The sequence below is a fragment of the Pseudomonas sp. FA117 genome (genome assembly GCF_057370475.1).
In genome coordinates, this window is sequence record NZ_CM170675.1 from 4,703,906 (window position 1) to 4,719,179 (window position 15,274).

Annotated in this window: 12 protein-coding genes; 11 read left to right on the plus strand and 1 reads right to left on the minus strand. The window is 64.3% G+C overall.

The genetic code is table 11. From position 1 onward, the window contains the following. Window positions 1–46 precede the first annotated feature (46 nt). The 3 genes from AC1TXO_RS21725 to AC1TXO_RS21735 are packed head-to-tail and all read left to right on the plus strand — an operon-like array spanning window position 47 to window position 2,525. Window positions 47–652 carry a biliverdin-producing heme oxygenase gene (locus AC1TXO_RS21725; RefSeq protein ID WP_486403638.1) on the plus strand — a complete coding sequence of 202 codons (606 nt, stop codon included), beginning with the start codon at window positions 47–49 and terminating at the stop codon, window positions 650–652. Window positions 653–704: 52 nt separating this feature from the next. Further along, the gene (locus AC1TXO_RS21730; RefSeq protein ID WP_186667933.1) at window positions 705–1,118 is read left to right on the plus strand and encodes a YbaN family protein; all 414 of its coding nucleotides are present in this window, start codon (window positions 705–707) and stop codon (window positions 1,116–1,118) included. A 57-nt stretch (window positions 1,119–1,175) separates the two neighbouring features. Then, a complete protein-coding gene (locus AC1TXO_RS21735) occupies window positions 1,176–2,525 on the plus strand; it encodes a CoA transferase (RefSeq protein WP_486403639.1) in 1,350 nt (449 codons plus the stop codon). 168 nt (window positions 2,526–2,693) lie between these two features. On the opposite strand, the gene arcD (AC1TXO_RS21740) is transcribed toward AC1TXO_RS21735, so the two are convergent. Then, on the minus strand, window positions 2,694–4,121 hold the full coding sequence (gene arcD, locus AC1TXO_RS21740) for an arginine-ornithine antiporter (protein WP_486403640.1): 1,428 nt from the start codon (window positions 4,119–4,121) through the stop codon (window positions 2,694–2,696). A gap of 431 nt (window positions 4,122–4,552) precedes the next feature. On the opposite strand from arcD (AC1TXO_RS21740), the gene arcD (AC1TXO_RS21745) reads away from it, so the two are divergent. The 8 genes from arcD (AC1TXO_RS21745) (at window position 4,553) to gcvP (ending at window position 15,190) form a co-directional block, all read left to right on the plus strand. Continuing rightward, window positions 4,553–5,980 carry an arginine-ornithine antiporter gene (arcD, locus tag AC1TXO_RS21745; protein ID WP_486403641.1) on the plus strand — a complete coding sequence of 476 codons (1,428 nt, stop codon included), beginning with the start codon at window positions 4,553–4,555 and terminating at the stop codon, window positions 5,978–5,980. A 32-nt stretch (window positions 5,981–6,012) separates the two neighbouring features. After that, window positions 6,013–7,266, plus strand: a complete 1,254-nt coding sequence (gene arcA, locus AC1TXO_RS21750; RefSeq protein ID WP_486403642.1) for an arginine deiminase — start codon at window positions 6,013–6,015, stop codon at window positions 7,264–7,266. Between the two features lie 211 nt (window positions 7,267–7,477). Then, window positions 7,478–8,488, plus strand: coding sequence for an ornithine carbamoyltransferase (locus AC1TXO_RS21755; RefSeq protein ID WP_486403643.1), 1,011 nt, complete (start codon window positions 7,478–7,480; stop codon window positions 8,486–8,488). Window positions 8,489–8,641: 153 nt separating this feature from the next. Continuing rightward, window positions 8,642–9,571: a carbamate kinase gene (gene arcC, locus AC1TXO_RS21760; protein WP_486403644.1), complete on the plus strand. Its 930-nt coding sequence runs from the start codon at window positions 8,642–8,644 to the stop codon at window positions 9,569–9,571. 56 nt (window positions 9,572–9,627) lie between these two features. Beyond that, complete coding sequence (locus AC1TXO_RS21765) at window positions 9,628–10,002, plus strand: DUF5064 family protein (protein WP_486403645.1); 375 nt, start codon at window positions 9,628–9,630, stop codon at window positions 10,000–10,002. 88 nt (window positions 10,003–10,090) lie between these two features. Beyond that, a complete protein-coding gene (locus tag AC1TXO_RS21770) occupies window positions 10,091–11,599 on the plus strand; it encodes a sigma-54-dependent transcriptional regulator (RefSeq protein WP_486403646.1) in 1,509 nt (502 codons plus the stop codon). A gap of 340 nt (window positions 11,600–11,939) precedes the next feature. Next, window positions 11,940–12,323 (plus strand): glycine cleavage system protein GcvH, encoded by a 384-nt coding sequence (gene gcvH / locus AC1TXO_RS21775; protein WP_486403647.1) that lies wholly within the window; start codon window positions 11,940–11,942, stop codon window positions 12,321–12,323. Between the two features lie 11 nt (window positions 12,324–12,334). Next, entirely contained in the window at window positions 12,335–15,190 is a 2,856-nt protein-coding gene (gene gcvP / locus AC1TXO_RS21780) for an aminomethyl-transferring glycine dehydrogenase (RefSeq protein ID WP_486403648.1), read from the plus strand. Window positions 15,191–15,274 lie beyond the last annotated feature (84 nt).

Here is a 15,274-nt window from a genome sequence, read left to right on the forward strand (position 1 = left end):
TCTTTCGTCTTGTACCTAGACAGCCCCATTTCCCAAGGATGCACCCATGACCAGCCACACCACCGAGCGCGCCGCCCTGCGCTCGCAACGCCTGAACCAGGTCACCCACGCGCCGCACACCGAGCTGGACGCCCTGGTCAAGTCGCATGCGCCGTTCGACAGCCGCGAAAGCTTCGCCCGCTTCGTCGTCGCCCAGTACCTGTTCCAGTCCGAGTTGCAGGCGCTGTACAACGATCCGGCGCTGATCGCCATCGTGCCTGACCTGGCCGAGCGCTGCCGCGCCGAACAGGCGCGCCTGGACCTGGCCGACCTGAACACCGAAGTGCCTGCACCGGTCGCTGGCGCACTGGTCAAACCGAGCCTGGGCGAGGCCCTGGGCTGGATCTTCGTCTCCGAAGGCTCCAAACTGGGCGCTGCGTTCCTGATCAAACGCGCCGTGGCCCTGGAGTTGTCCGACAGCTTCGGTGCCCGCCACCTGGGCGAGCCTGCCGGTGGTCGTGCCGAAGGCTGGAAGCAGTTCACCCGTATCCTCGACAGCCTGGAACTGTCGGCCGAGGAAGACACTGCAGCCGAACGAGGTGCAGTAGCCGCCTTCGAGCGCTTCACCGAACTGCTCAAGCATGCCTACGCCACGGATGCCGCGCTGGCCTGAGACGCACCTGCCGGCCACCATTCGGGTGGCCGGACCGCTTTGCAGTGAGACCATGACCCGACTTGCCCGCTCCCGCCTGTCCCGCCTGCTGTACGCGATCCTGGCCTATGTCAGCCTGGGGATAGGGCTGGTCGCCATCGTCATACCCGGTCTGCCCACCACCGAATTCATCCTCCTGGCCGCCTGGGCCGCCACCCGCAGCTCGCCGCGTTTGTCCGCCTGGCTGGAAAACCACCGCCTGTTCGGGCCGATCCTGTGGAACTGGCGCAACGGCAAGGTGATCCAGCGCCGCGCCAAGGTCAGCGCGACCATCAGCATGCTGCTGTGCGCAGGCCTGATGCTGACGGTGCTCGAGCATCACTGGCCGGTGTTCCTGGCCATCGCTGGCATGACCCTGGGCAACCTGTGGATCTGGTCACGCCCCGAGCAACCGACCGCGCCGCTTCCCGCCCAACTGCAGCGCTGAGCATTTGCATCCCCGCGCGGGATGTACTGCAATGGGATCCACTACGGAGGATCCTGCATGCCCCAGCTGCTCGACACCATCGCCCGCGAACTGACGCTCGACCACGCCGCGCTGCACTGGCAGGGTGTGGGCGCGCTGCCCTCGACCTATGCCGTCAGCGACCTTGCCGGCGCCAGCATCGCCGCTGCCGGCCTGGCACTGGCCAGCCTGCTGCAGCGTCAGACCGACCACTGCCCACTGGTCAGCGTCGACCGGCGACTGGCCTCGTTCTGGTTCGCCACCAGCCTGCGGCCACACGGCTGGCAGACACCGGGCTTGTGGGATGCGGTCGCCGGCGACTATCCCACCCGCGATGGCTGGATCCGCCTGCACACCAACGCCCCGCACCACCGCAAGGCCGCGCTGAGCGTGCTCGGCACCCCTGCCGATCGCCAGGCAGTCGCGGCGCGGGTGCTGCAGTGGGATGGCGAGGCCCTGGAGAGCGCCGTGGTCGAAGCTGGCGGCTGTGCGGCGAAGATGCGCAGTTGGGTGCAGTGGTGCGAGCACCCGCAGGGGCAGGCGGTGAACCAGGAACCGCTGGTACTGCGCGAGCGGTTCGACGCCGCAATGCCATTGACCTGGTGCGGCAGCGAAGCGCGCCCGCTGGCAGGCATCAAGGTGCTCGACCTCACCCGCATTCTCGCCGGCCCCACCGCCAGTCGCCTGCTGGCAGGCTTCGGCGCCGAGGTGCTGCGCATCGACCCACCCGGCTGGGAAGAACCTGCGGTGGTCGCCGAAGTCACCCTGGGCAAGCGCTGCGCGCGCCTGGACTTGAAAGCCGGGCACGACCGCAAGGTCTTTGAGCAACTGCTCGGCAAGGCCGACATTCTCCTGCATGGCTACCGTGCCGATGCACTGGAGCACCTGGGGTTCGGTGCGCAGCGCCGTCGCCAGCTCAACCCGGGGCTGATCGACGTCAGCCTCAATGCCTACGGCTGGAGCGGGCCCTGGCAGGCACGCCGCGGTTTCGACAGCCTGGTGCAGATGAGCAGCGGCATCGCCCGCGGAGGCATGCGCTGGCAACAGGCCGACAAGCCGATACCGCTACCTGTGCAGGCGCTCGACCACGCCACCGGATACCTGATGGCTGCCGAAGCGATTCGCGGGCTGGAGCAGCGGCTGCTTAGCGGCGCCGGCTGTCGGGCCCGCTTCTCGCTGGCGCGCACGGCCAGGTTGCTGGTCGAGCACGGGACCGTAGCCGATGATTTACCGCTGGCGCCGGAAACGCTGGAGGATCTCGATCCGCATCTGGAACAGACGCCTTGGGGGAGCGCGCAGCGGATCAAGGCGCCGCTCAAGGTAGGGCAGGCACAGATGCACTGGACGCGCGGGGCTTGCGAGCTGGGGTCGGCTCAAGCACGTTGGTGACGGTTGTGGCCTCATCGCAGGACAAGCCCGCTCCCACAAAAGGGGCTGACCCATCGAGTTTGTGAGCATCCTGTGGGAACAACTGTCTTGTTCAAAATCTAAAGGTCAGCCCAATCCCCTGTGGGAGCGGGCTTGTCCCGCGATGAGGCCTCGACAACCGCCACCCACTTACAAACTCAGCGCCCCTGAGTACAGCGCACAAGCCGCCACCGCCGCCCCCACCAGTACCGCGGCGAAGATCAGCTTCTCCCAACGGGTGAACACCGCCTGCCCCTGCTCGTGCCTGGCCCGGGCAAACAGGATCACCCCTGGCGCATACAGCAGCGCCGACAGCAACAGGTACTTGAGGCCGCCGGCATACAGCAGCCACACCGCATACAGCAGCGCCAGCATCGCCACTGCCAGGTCCTTGCGCCGCAATCCCGCCTGCGCCGAATAGCCCTCGCCACGCCAGGCCAGCAGCACGGCATAGGCAGCTGACCAGAAATACGGCACCAGGATCATCGACGAAGCCAGGTAGATCAGGCTGGTGTAGGTTCCGGCTGAAAACAGGGTGATCAACAGAAAACCCTGGATCATGCTGTTGGTCAGCCACAATGCATTGGCCGGCACCTGGTTGGCATTCTCCCGGGCGAGAAACCGCGGCATGGTCCTGTCGCGAGCAGTGGCGAAGAGGATCTCGGCACAGAGCAGGGCCCACGACAGCAGCGCTCCCAGCAACGACACCGCCAGCCCGATGCTGATCAGCAACGCCCCCCAGGGACCGACGATATGCTCCAGCACCGAGGCCAGCGACGGGTTCTGCAACCCCGCCAGTTCCGGCTGGGTCATCACGCCCAGCGACAGCACGTTGACCAGCACCAGCAGCGACAGCACCCCGAGAAAGCCGATCACCGTGGCCTTGCCCACGTCCGATCGGCGCAGGGCACGCCCGGAATAGACGCTGGCACCCTCGATGCCGATGAACACAAACACCGTCACCAACATCATGTTGCGCACCTGGTCCAGCACGTTGCCGAACTGCGGGTTGCCCAGGCCCCAGATATCGCGGGTGAAGATATCGGCACGGAACGCGAAGGCGGCGATGACGATGAAGATCAGCAGCGGCACGACCTTGGCCACGGTGGTGACCAGGTTGATGAAGGCCGCCTCCTTGATGCCGCGCAGCACCAGGAAGTGCACGCCCCACAGCAACAGCGACGCACAGCCGATGGCCACCGGCGTGTTGCCCTGCCCGAACACCGGGAAGTAGAAGCCCAGGGTGCTGAACAGCAGGACGAAATAGCCGACATTGCCCAGCCAGGCGCTGATCCAGTAGCCCCAAGCCGAGGAAAAACCCATGTAGTCGCCAAAACCCGCCTTGGCGTAGGCGTAGACCCCCGAGTCCAGGTCAGGCTTGCGGTTGGCCAGGGTCTGGAACACGAAGGCCAGCGCCAGCATGCCCACGGCGGTGATGCCCCAGCCGATCAGCACGGCCCCGACATCGGCCCGCGCCGCCATGTTCTGTGGCAAGGAAAAGATCCCTCCGCCGATCATCGAGCCGACCACCAGGGCGATCAGGGCACCCAGGCGCAGCTTGTGTCCCGGCTCGCTCATACTCGCCTCCCCGCTTGCCGCCTGCATCGCTCCGGCAGGCTTGCGCCTATAAATGTTACAACTTGTTTATCAAGTAAAGCCATTAAAGCTATAGCAGTCATAACTCGATTGTCTATATGTCCATGTCAATCGAACTGCGTCTTTGACGACCCACTCGCAAAATAGCAATCAATAGCCGAACGGTCGCCGGAAAATTTGCGAAACCGGCAGAAGCGACTAGTTTGAGAGTTCGCAGGTCAAACAGAGCGTTTGCTCTAGAAACGCATGGAAGTGCCGTGCTGCAGGGCCTGCAGCATAGCCGTCGGCACTCTCCAGGAGACCCGAGAAGAAATTTTCTTACGCCGTCGCATCATGAACTGATCCATATCAGCGAATGAACACGGCGTCGGATTTATTCTGTCGCCAACTTTCTCCTGGCATGGAGTTGTTAAATGTCTGATTCTCCCGAAAAACTAAAGCTCGGCGCGTTAGTTGCACTTGTCGTCGGCTCGATGATTGGCGGGGGGATCTTCTCCCTGCCGCAAAACATGGCGGCCAGCGCCGGTGTCGGTGCCGTCCTGATCGGCTGGGCCATCACCGCCGTCGGCATGCTGACACTGGCCTTCGTGTTCCAGACCCTGGCCAACCGCAAACCTGATCTGGACGGCGGTGTGTACGCCTACGCCAAGGCAGGGTTCGGCGACTACATGGGCTTCTCTTCGGCCTGGGGTTACTGGATCAGCGCCTGGCTGGGCAACGTCGGCTACTTCGTCCTGCTGTTCAGCACCCTGGGGTATTTCTTCCCGCTGTTCGGCGAAGGCAACACCCCGGCGGCGGTGATCGGTGCGTCGCTGTTGCTGTGGGGCGTGCATTTCCTGGTACTGCGCGGCATCAAGGAGGCTGCGTTCATCAACCTGGTCACCACGGTGGCAAAGGTGGTGCCGCTGGCGCTGTTCGCGCTGATCTGCCTGTTCGCCTTCAAGCTCGAAGTGTTCACCGCCGACATCTGGGGCCTGGACTCGCCCGACCTGGGCAGCGTGATGGACCAGGTGCGCAACATGATGCTGGTCACCGTGTGGGTGTTCATCGGCATCGAGGGCGCGAGCATCTTCTCCTCGCGGGCGGAAAAACGCTCGGACGTGGGCAAGGCCACGGTCATCGGCTTCATCACCGTGCTGCTGTTCCTGGTGCTGGTCAACGTGCTGTCGATGGGCGTAATGACACAGCCGGAGCTGGCCGGGCTGCAGAACCCGTCGATGGCCGCGGTGCTGGAGCATGTGGTCGGGCACTGGGGCGCGGTGCTGATCAGCGTCGGCCTGATCATCTCGCTGCTGGGGGCCTTGCTGTCGTGGGTGCTGCTGTGCGCGGAGATCATGTTCGCCGCCGCCAAGGACCACACCATGCCCGAGTTCCTGCGCCGCGAGAACGCCAACCACGTGCCGGCCAACGCCCTGTGGCTGACCAACGCCATGGTGCAGATTTTCCTCGTCATCACCCTGTTCTCCAACAGCACCTACCTGTCGCTGATCTACCTCGCCACCTCGATGATCCTGGTGCCCTACCTGTGGTCGGCGGCCTACGCGGTGCTGCTGGCGGTGCGCAGCGAAACCTACGAGCAGGCCCTGGCCGAGCGGCGCAAGGATCTGATCATCGGCGGTATCGCCCTGCTGTACGCGATCTGGCTGCTGTATGCCGGTGGCGTGAAATACCTGCTGCTGTCGGCCCTGCTCTACGCCCCCGGCGCGATCCTGTTCGCCAAGGCCAAGCGCGAGGTGGGCCAACCGATCTTTACCAACGTGGAAAAACTGATCTTCGCTGCCGTGATCGTCGGCGCCCTGGTGGCGGCCTACGGCCTGTACGACGGCTTCCTGACCCTTTGATTCACGTCTTCGTCTTCTTGGAGGAATACAGCATGTCCACGGAAAAACAGAAGTACGGCGTCCATTCCGAAGCCGGCAAATTGCGCAAGGTGATGGTCTGTGCCCCGGGACTGGCACACAAGCGGCTGACCCCCAGCAACTGCGACGAGCTGCTGTTCGACGATGTGATCTGGGTCGACCAGGCCAAGCGCGATCACTTCGACTTCGTCACCAAGATGCGCGAGCGCGGCGTCGAGGTGCTGGAAATGCACAACCTGCTGACCGACATCGTGCAGGACAAGGAAGCACTGGCCTGGATCCTCGACCGCAAGATCACCCCCAACACCGTTGGCGTCGGCCTGACCAACGAAGTGCGCAGCTGGCTCGAAGGGCTCGACCCACGCCACCTGGCCGAATTCCTGATTGGCGGCGTGGCCGGCCAGGACCTGCCGCAAAGCGAAGGTGCCGACGTGGTGAAGATGTACAACGACTACCTCGGCCACTCCAGTTTCATCCTGCCGCCGCTGCCCAATACCCAGTTCACCCGCGACACCACCTGCTGGATCTACGGCGGGGTCACGCTCAACCCCATGTACTGGCCGGCACGCCGCCAGGAAACCCTGCTGGCCAGCGCCATCTACAAGTTCCACAGGGAGTTCACCAACGCCGACTTCCAGGTCTGGTACGGCGACCCGGACAAGGAGCACGGCGGCGCCACGCTCGAGGGCGGCGACGTGATGCCGATCGGCAAGGGCGTCGTGCTGATCGGCATGGGCGAGCGCACCTCGCGCCAGGCCATCGGCCAGCTGGCGCAGAACCTGTTCGCCCAGGGCGCGGTGGAGAAAGTCATCGTTGCCGGCCTGCCCAAGTCACGCGCCGCGATGCACCTGGACACCGTGTTCAGCTTCTGCGACCGCGACCTGGTCACGGTCTTCCCGGAAGTGGTGCGTGAGATCGTGCCGTTCATCATCCGCCCCGACGAGAGCAAGCCCTACGGCATGGACGTGCGCCGCGAGAACAAGTCGTTCATCGAGGTGGTCGGCGAACAACTCGGGGTGAAACTGCGGGTGGTCGAGACCGGCGGCAACAGCTTCGCCGCCGAGCGCGAGCAGTGGGACGACGGCAACAACGTGGTGGCCCTGGAGCCAGGCGTGGTCATCGGCTACGACCGCAATACCTACACCAACACCCTGCTGCGCAAGGCCGGGATCGAAGTCATCACCATCAGTGCCGGGGAACTGGGCCGCGGCCGCGGCGGCGGCCACTGCATGACCTGCCCGATCGTGCGCGACCCCATCGACTACTAGGGTCTGTGTGAAAAGTCTTGAGACGAAGGTCAGGCAAGGCGAAAACAGCCGAGGAAGCGGAGTTTACGGGTTGTAAATGAGCATTCCGAGGCTGTTTTCAACGCAGCATGAACGAGTATCAAGGCTTTTCGCACAGAGCCTAACGCCCTCAATCCCGCCCTCGCCTACGAGGCTTGGGCCGGGCATTCACCGCATTCAAGGAGATACCGTCATGGCGTTCAACATCCACAACCGCAACCTGCTCAGCCTCGAGCACCACACCACCCGTGAGCTGCGCTACCTGCTGGACCTCTCCCGCGACCTCAAGCGTGCCAAATACACCGGCACCGAGCAGCAGCACCTGAAGGGCAACAACATCGCCCTGATCTTCGAGAAGACCTCGACCCGCACCCGCTGCGCCTTCGAAGTCGCTGCCTACGACCAGGGCGCCAACGTCACCTACATCGACCCCAACTCCTCGCAGATCGGCCACAAGGAGAGCATGAAGGACACCGCCCGCGTGCTCGGGCGCATGTACGACGCCATCGAATACCGGGGCTTCAAGCAGGAAATCGTCGAGGAACTGGCCAAGTTCGCCGGCGTACCGGTGTTCAACGGCCTGACCGACGAGTACCACCCCACACAGATGATCGCCGACGTGCTGACCATGCGCGAACACAGCGACAAGCCACTGCACGACATCAGCTACGCCTACCTGGGCGATGCGCGCAACAACATGGGCAACTCGCTGCTGCTGATCGGTGCCAAGCTCGGCATGGACGTGCGTATCGCCGCGCCCAAGGCCCTGTGGCCGCATGACGACCTGGTGCAACGCTGCAAGCAGTACGCCGAGGAAAGCGGCGCACGCATCACCCTCACCGAAGATCCGAAGGCAGCGGTCAAGGGCGTCGACTTCGTCCACACCGACGTCTGGGTGTCGATGGGCGAGCCGGTCGATGCCTGGGGTGAGCGGATCAAGCAGCTGCTGCCCTACCAGGTCAACAGCGAGCTGATGAAGTCTACCGGCAACCCGCGCACCAAGTTCATGCACTGCCTGCCGGCCTTCCACAACTCCGAGACCAAGGTCGGCAAGCAGATCGCCGAGCAGTATCCGCACCTGGCCAACGGCATCGAAGTGACCGACGACGTGTTCGAGTCGCCGGCCTGCATCGCCTTCGAGCAGGCGGAAAACCGCATGCACACGATCAAGGCGATCCTGGTATCGACCCTGGCCGATCTCTGACGGCTACCTCCCCAGGGGCGGTTTTTTGTGGGAGCGGGTTTACCCGCGAACACCGGCATAGCCGGTGCCATGCGCCGCGTCGCCGGCTTCGCGGGTAAACCCGCTCCCACAGGCCTTAGCCGCCCCTTGAACATTTTCTGAAGGACATTCCCCATGCGTATCGTTGTTGCATTGGGCGGCAACGCCCTCCTGCGCCGCGGCGAACCGATGACCGCCGACAACCAGCGCGCCAATATCCGCACTGCCACCGAGCAGATCGCCAAGATCTACCCGGGCAACGAACTGGTGATCGCCCACGGCAATGGCCCGCAGGTCGGCCTGCTGTCGCTCCAGGGCCAGGCCTACAAGCCCGACGAAGCCTACCCGCTGGATGTGCTCGGTGCCGAGACCGAAGGCATGATCGGCTACATGATCGAACAGGAGCTGGGCAACCTGCTGGACTTCGAGGTGCCCTTCGCCACCCTGCTGACGCAAGTCGAGGTCGACGCCAACGACCCGGCCTTCAAGGATCCGAGCAAATTCATCGGACCGGTCTACGACAGGCAGGAGGCCGAGCGCCTGGCCAAGGAGAAAGGCTGGGTGGTCAAGGCCGACGGCGACAAGTACCGTCGTGTGGTTGCCAGCCCCAAACCCAAGCGCATCTTCGAGATCCGCCCGATCAAGTGGCTGCTGGAAAAAAGCAGCATCGTCATCTGCGCCGGCGGCGGCGGCATTCCCACGATGTACGACGAAAACCACAAGTTAAAGGGCATCGAGGCGGTGATCGACAAGGACCTGTGCTCGGCGCTGCTGGCCGAACAGCTCGAGGCCGACCTGCTGATCATCGCCACCGACGTCGATGCCGCCTACATCGATTTCGGCAAGCCGACGCAGAAGGCCATCGCCCAGGCGCACCCCGACGAGCTGGAAAAGCTTGGCTTCGCCGCAGGCTCCATGGGGCCGAAAGTGCAGGCCGCCTGCGATTTCGCCCGCCACACCGGCAAGGTTGCGATGATCAGCTCACTGGAAAACATCGAAGAAATCGTAAAGGGCACCGCCGGCACGCGGGTCTCGACCCGCACGCCAGGTATCAGCTACCGTTGAGTGCAGTTGGCCGGTGCCCGGCACCGGCCATGTTCAACCTATCCAAGGAGCCTTCCATGGCCAAGTACGAACCCGGTCATGTACATATCGAGCGTACCGCGCTCAACAACAACGACCACAGCTACGATCTCAATATCGAGTACGAGGCTGCCCAGGATCCGCAGGAGGGGCGCGGCATTCATTTCCGCATGCACGGCAGCATCGAGGGCAAGCCGGTCGACGAGAAGTTCTTCCTGGCCAAGGACCAGGTGCTGCCCAGTTTCCTCATGGTGTTGAGCCGCAAGGCCCAGTCCTACCTTGCGCCGCCGAAGAAGTTCGAGAGCCTGGCTTCGCCGCACAAGCTCTACGACTACATGTTCGAGGATATCCGCCAGACACTCGACGTGAAATCCGGCGATCCGATCAAGCCGGAGCACCTGGGTAACCCCTGATACTGCCATCGCGGGGCAAGTCGGGGCGATTGGGCCTTCCCGCCTGCCAGTGGCATACTGACGGCCTTTCCCCAAGCCCGTTGCCCCCATGCGCATCCACGTCAGCTTCATCGACCGCGTCGGCATTACCCAGGAAGTCCTGGCCCTGCTCGGTGCCCGCAACCTCAACCTCGATGCCGTGGAGATGGTACCGCCGAACGTCTATATCGACGCGCCGACGCTCAGCCCCGCCGTGCTCGAGGAACTGCATGACGCACTGTTCGAAGTCCGCGGCGTGCAGTCGGTGGAAGTGGTCGACATCCTCCCCGGCCAGCGCCGCCACCTGCAGCTCGACGCCCTGCTCGCGGCCATGAGCGACCCGGTGCTGGCCGTGGACAGCGCCGGCAAGGTGCTGCTGGCCAACCCCGCGCTGATCGCCCTGTGCGGCCGTGAATCGGCAGGGCGTACGGTGGGTGAACTGTTCGGCGACAGCGACCTGCTCCAGGCCCTGCTCGACAACAACTTCCACTTGCCGATGCGCGAGATGCAGCTCAACGGCCAGAGCCTGCTGCTCGATGCCACACCGATCACCAACGCCGGTGGCCTGCTCACCCTTTACCCACCCAATCGCATGGGCGAACGCCTGTCGGCGCTGCACCATGATCACGCCGAGGGCTTCGATTCCCTGCTTGGCGACTCACCGGCCATCCGCACCCTCAAGGCTCGTGCCCTGCGCGTCGCCACCCTGGACGCACCGCTTCTGGTACATGGCGAGACCGGTACCGGCAAGGAGCTGGTGGCCCGCGCCTGCCATGCCGTCAGCAGCCGCCAGGGCGCACCGTTCCTGGCCCTCAACTGCGCTGCGCTGCCCGAAAGCCTGGCCGAGAGCGAACTGTTCGGCTACGCCCCCGGCGCCTTCACCGGGGCACAACGCGGTGGCAAGCCGGGGCTGATGGAGCTGGCCAACCAGGGCACGGTGTTCCTCGACGAAATCGGCGAGATGTCGCCCTACCTGCAAGCCAAGCTGCTGCGCTTCCTGAGTGACGGCAGTTTCCGTCGGGTCGGAGGCGACCGCGAGGTGAAGGTGGACGTGCGCATCATCAGCGCCACCCACCGCAACCTGGAACGCATGGTCGCCGAGGGCACCTTCCGCGAAGACCTGTTCTACCGCCTGAACGTGCTCAACCTGCAGGTTCCGCCACTGCGCGAGCGTGGCCAGGACATCCTGTCGCTGGCGCACTTCTTCATGCAGCAGGCCTGCACCCAGATCCAGCGTCCATCCTGTCGCCTGACCCCGGCAACGCACCCGGCGCTGCTGGCCAACCCCTGGCCCGGCAACGTGCGCCAGTTGCAGAACGTGATCTTTCGCGCAGCGGCGATCTGCGAGAGCAACCTGGTGGACATCGACGACCTGGACATCGCCGGCACGTCGGTGGCACGCGGACAGGAAGGCGAAGTGGCGAGCCTGGAGCAAGCAGTGGCGGATTTCGAGCGCGAGCTGCTGCAGCGCCTGTACAGCAGCCACCCCTCCACCCGCCAGTTGGCGGCACGCCTGCACACCTCGCACAGCGCCATTGCCCAGCGGTTGCGCAAGTACGGTATTCCAGGCAAGGGTTGAGACGGCCTCATCGCGGGGCAAGCCCGCTCCCACAAAGGGTGGAGCAGCGGGCTTGCACCGCGATAGGTCGCCTCCATCCGTATCGAATTGAATACACCGTATCGAATCGAGTACACACCCCCACGGTTCCGCTTTTCCAAGGGTTTGATCCCCTTCACCTTTTCCTCTCCTGTCCGCCTGTATCGTTTTCATTACAGGCTATTGCTTCCACAGCATCAATAAATATTTAACTTATTGATTTTTAAGTAATTTATTGAAATGGCCGCATTATTGCTAAGTGATTCCTCACCCAAGAGCGCGACCCATCGCGCCCAACGCCCCTGCTTCCCGAGGATTTCCCATGAGCGAGTTGCGTTTCACCGAAGATCACGAATGGCTGCGCGTTGAAGCTGACGGCAGCGTCACCGTAGGCATCACCGCCTACGCCCAGAACGCCCTTGGCGATGTGGTCTTCGTGCAACTGCCGGAACTGCAGTCGTACGAAAAAGGCGCCGAAGCCTCCACGGTTGAATCGGTCAAGGCCGCCAGCGGTGTGTACATGCCGCTGAACGGCGAAGTGGTCGCGGTCAACGAAGGCCTCAACGACAGCCCTGAACAGGTCAACGAAGACCCGCTGGGCGAAGGCTGGTTCTTCCGCTTCATCCCCGCCGACATGAACGAAGTGACCGCCCTGCTCGACCAGGACGCCTACGACCGCCTGCTCAAAGCCAACGACGACGCCTGAGGATTGCCACCATGACCATCAACCTCGGCACCGCCAACGAATTCATCGCCCGTCACATCGGCCCGCGCAGCGACGATGAACAGGCCATGCTCACCACCCTGGGCTTCGACTCGCTCGAGGCGATGACCGCTGCAGTCATTCCCGACAGCATCAAGGGCACCAGCGTGCTCGGCAGCCATGACGGCCAGAGCGAGGCCGATGCCCTCGCCGCCCTCAAGGCCATCGCCGGCAAGAACCAGCTGTTCAAGAGCTTCATCGGCCAGGGCTACTACAACACCCACACCCCGGCACCGATCCTGCGCAACCTTCTGGAAAACCCGGCCTGGTACACCGCCTATACCCCCTACCAGCCGGAAATCTCCCAGGGTCGCCTGGAAGCGCTGCTGAACTTCCAGACCCTGATCAGCGACCTCACCGGCCTGCCGATCGCCAACGCCTCGCTGCTCGACGAAGCCACCGCCGCAGCCGAAGCCATGACCTTCTGCAAGCGCCTGTCGAAGAACAAGGGCAGCCACGCCTTCTTCGCCTCCGTGCACTGCCACCCGCAGACCCTCGACGTCCTGCGCACCCGTGCCGAACCGCTGGGCATCGAGGTCGTGGTCGGCGACGAGCGCGAGCTGAACGATGTCAGCATCTTCTTCGGTGCCCTGCTGCAATATCCGGCAAGCAATGGTGATGTGTTCGACTACCGCGAGCTGGTCCAGCGCCTGCACGGCGCCGGTGCCCTGGTGGCCGTGGCCGCCGACCTGCTGGCCCTGACCCTGCTCACTCCGCCTGGCGAATTCGACGCCGACGTGGCCATCGGCAGCGCCCAGCGCTTCGGCGTGCCATTGGGCTTCGGTGGCCCGCACGCGGCCTACTTCGCCACCCGCGATGCCTTCAAGCGCGACATGCCGGGCCGTCTGGTCGGGGTATCGATCGACCGCTTCGGCAAGACAGCCCTGCGCCTGGCCATGCAGACCCGCGAGCAGCATATCCGTCGCGAAAAGGCCACCAGCAACATCTGCACCGCCCAGGTACTGCTGGCCAACATCGCCAGCATGTATGCCGTCTACCACGGCCCGGCCGGCCTCAAGCGCATCGCCGAGCGCACCCACGCCCTCACCGCAATTCTCGCTGCGGGTCTGGCCAGGCTCGGCGCCGAAGTCATCACCGCTGACTTCTTCGACACCCTGACCCTGGCCACGGGCGCCACGACCGCCAGCCTGCACGAGCAGGCCCGGGCCAAAGGCTTCAACCTGCGCCAGGTGGATGCCGGCCACCTGGGCCTGTCGCTGGACGAAACCAGCACCCAGGCCGATGTCGAGGGCGTGTGGGCGCTGTTCGCCAACGGTCAGGCCCTGCCGGACTTCGCCGCCCTCGCCGCCAGCCACAGCCCGCGCCTGCCGACGACACTGCTGCGCCAATCGGCGATTCTCGAACACCCGGTGTTCAACCGCTACCACAGCGAAACCGAGCTGATGCGCTACCTGCGACGCCTGGCCGACAAGGACCTGGCGCTGGACCGCAGCATGATTCCGCTGGGCTCGTGCACCATGAAGCTCAATGCCGCCAGCGAGATGATCCCGGTGACCTGGGCCGAATTCGGCAACCTGCACCCCTTCGCCCCGGCCGCCCAGAGCCAGGGCTACCTGCAGATGACCAGCGAGCTCGAGGCCATGCTTTGCGCCGCCACCGGCTACGACGCCGTGTCGCTGCAACCCAACGCCGGTTCGCAGGGCGAGTACGCCGGCCTGCTGGCCATTCGTGCCTATCACCGCAGCCGCGGCGACAGCCACCGCGACATCTGCCTGATCCCGTCATCGGCCCACGGCACCAACCCGGCCACCGCGAACATGGCCGGCATGCGCGTGGTGGTCACGGCCTGCGACGCCCGTGGCAACGTCGACATCGACGACCTGCGCGCCAAGGCCATCGAGCACCGTGAGCGCCTGGCGGCGATCATGATCACCTACCCGTCGACCCACGGCGTGTTCGAGGAAGCCATCGGCGAGATCTGCGCGATCATCCACGACAACGGCGGCCAGGTGTACATCGACGGCGCCAACATGAACGCCATGGTCGGCCTGTGCGCCCCGGGCAAGTTCGGCGGCGACGTCTCGCACCTGAACCTGCACAAGACCTTCTGCATCCCCCACGGGGGTGGCGGTCCGGGTGTCGGCCCGATCGGCGTGAAGTCGCACCTGGCGCCGTTCCTGCCTGGCCATGCCGCGCTGGAGAACACCGCCGGCGCCGTCTGCGCCGCACCGTTCGGCAGCGCCAGCATCCTGCCGATCACCTGGATGTACATTCGCATGATGGGCGGCGCCGGTCTCAAGCGCGCCTCGCAGATGGCCATCCTCAATGCCAACTACATCGCCCGTCGCCTGGAAGAGCACTATCCTGTGCTGTACACCGGTGGCAATGGCCTGGTCGCCCACGAATGCATCCTCGACCTGCGTCCGCTCAAGGATACCAGCGGCATCAGTGTCGATGACGTGGCCAAGCGCCTGATCGACTTCGGTTTCCATGCCCCGACCATGTCGTTCCCGGTTGCGGGCACGCTGATGATCGAACCGACCGAAAGCGAGTCCAAGGAGGAACTGGACCGCTTCTGCGACGCGATGATCCAGATCCGCGAAGAGATTCGTGCCGTGGAGAACGGCAGCCTGGACAAGGACGACAACCCGCTCAGGAACGCCCCGCACACCGCGGCGGAACTGGTCGGCGAATGGTCCCACGGCTACAGCCGCGAGCAGGCTGTGTATCCACTGCCGAGTTTGGTCGAGAGCAAGTACTGGCCACCGGTCGGCCGGGTCGACAACGTGTATGGCGACCGCAACCTGGTCTGCGCCTGCCCGTCGATCGAGAGCTATCAGGACATCTGATAGCTTCTTGGCCCTGTGGGAGCGGGTCTGCCCGCGAATGCAATGTTGGACTCACCGCCGCATTCGCAGGTAAACCCGCTCCCG

What these genes read in the sequence shown, in the direction of transcription:
- AC1TXO_RS21770 (WP_486403646.1), top strand. Translation starts at nt 10,091, where the DNA reads ATGCGCATCCACGTCAGCTTCATCGACCGCGTCGGCATTACCCAGGAA.
- arcC (WP_486403644.1), top strand. Translation starts at nt 8,642, where the DNA reads ATGCGTATCGTTGTTGCATTGGGCGGCAACGCCCTCCTGCGCCGCGGC.
- AC1TXO_RS21725 (WP_486403638.1), top strand. Translation starts at nt 47, where the DNA reads ATGACCAGCCACACCACCGAGCGCGCCGCCCTGCGCTCGCAACGCCTG.
- gcvH (WP_486403647.1), top strand. Translation starts at nt 11,940, where the DNA reads ATGAGCGAGTTGCGTTTCACCGAAGATCACGAATGGCTGCGCGTTGAA.
- arcD (WP_486403641.1), top strand. Translation starts at nt 4,553, where the DNA reads ATGTCTGATTCTCCCGAAAAACTAAAGCTCGGCGCGTTAGTTGCACTT.
- arcA (WP_486403642.1), top strand. Translation starts at nt 6,013, where the DNA reads ATGTCCACGGAAAAACAGAAGTACGGCGTCCATTCCGAAGCCGGCAAA.
- AC1TXO_RS21730 (WP_186667933.1), top strand. Translation starts at nt 705, where the DNA reads ATGACCCGACTTGCCCGCTCCCGCCTGTCCCGCCTGCTGTACGCGATC.
- arcD (WP_486403640.1), bottom strand. Translation starts at nt 4,121, where the DNA reads ATGAGCGAGCCGGGACACAAGCTGCGCCTGGGTGCCCTGATCGCCCTG.
- gcvP (WP_486403648.1), top strand. Translation starts at nt 12,335, where the DNA reads ATGACCATCAACCTCGGCACCGCCAACGAATTCATCGCCCGTCACATC.
- AC1TXO_RS21765 (WP_486403645.1), top strand. Translation starts at nt 9,628, where the DNA reads ATGGCCAAGTACGAACCCGGTCATGTACATATCGAGCGTACCGCGCTC.
- AC1TXO_RS21735 (WP_486403639.1), top strand. Translation starts at nt 1,176, where the DNA reads ATGCCCCAGCTGCTCGACACCATCGCCCGCGAACTGACGCTCGACCAC.
- AC1TXO_RS21755 (WP_486403643.1), top strand. Translation starts at nt 7,478, where the DNA reads ATGGCGTTCAACATCCACAACCGCAACCTGCTCAGCCTCGAGCACCAC.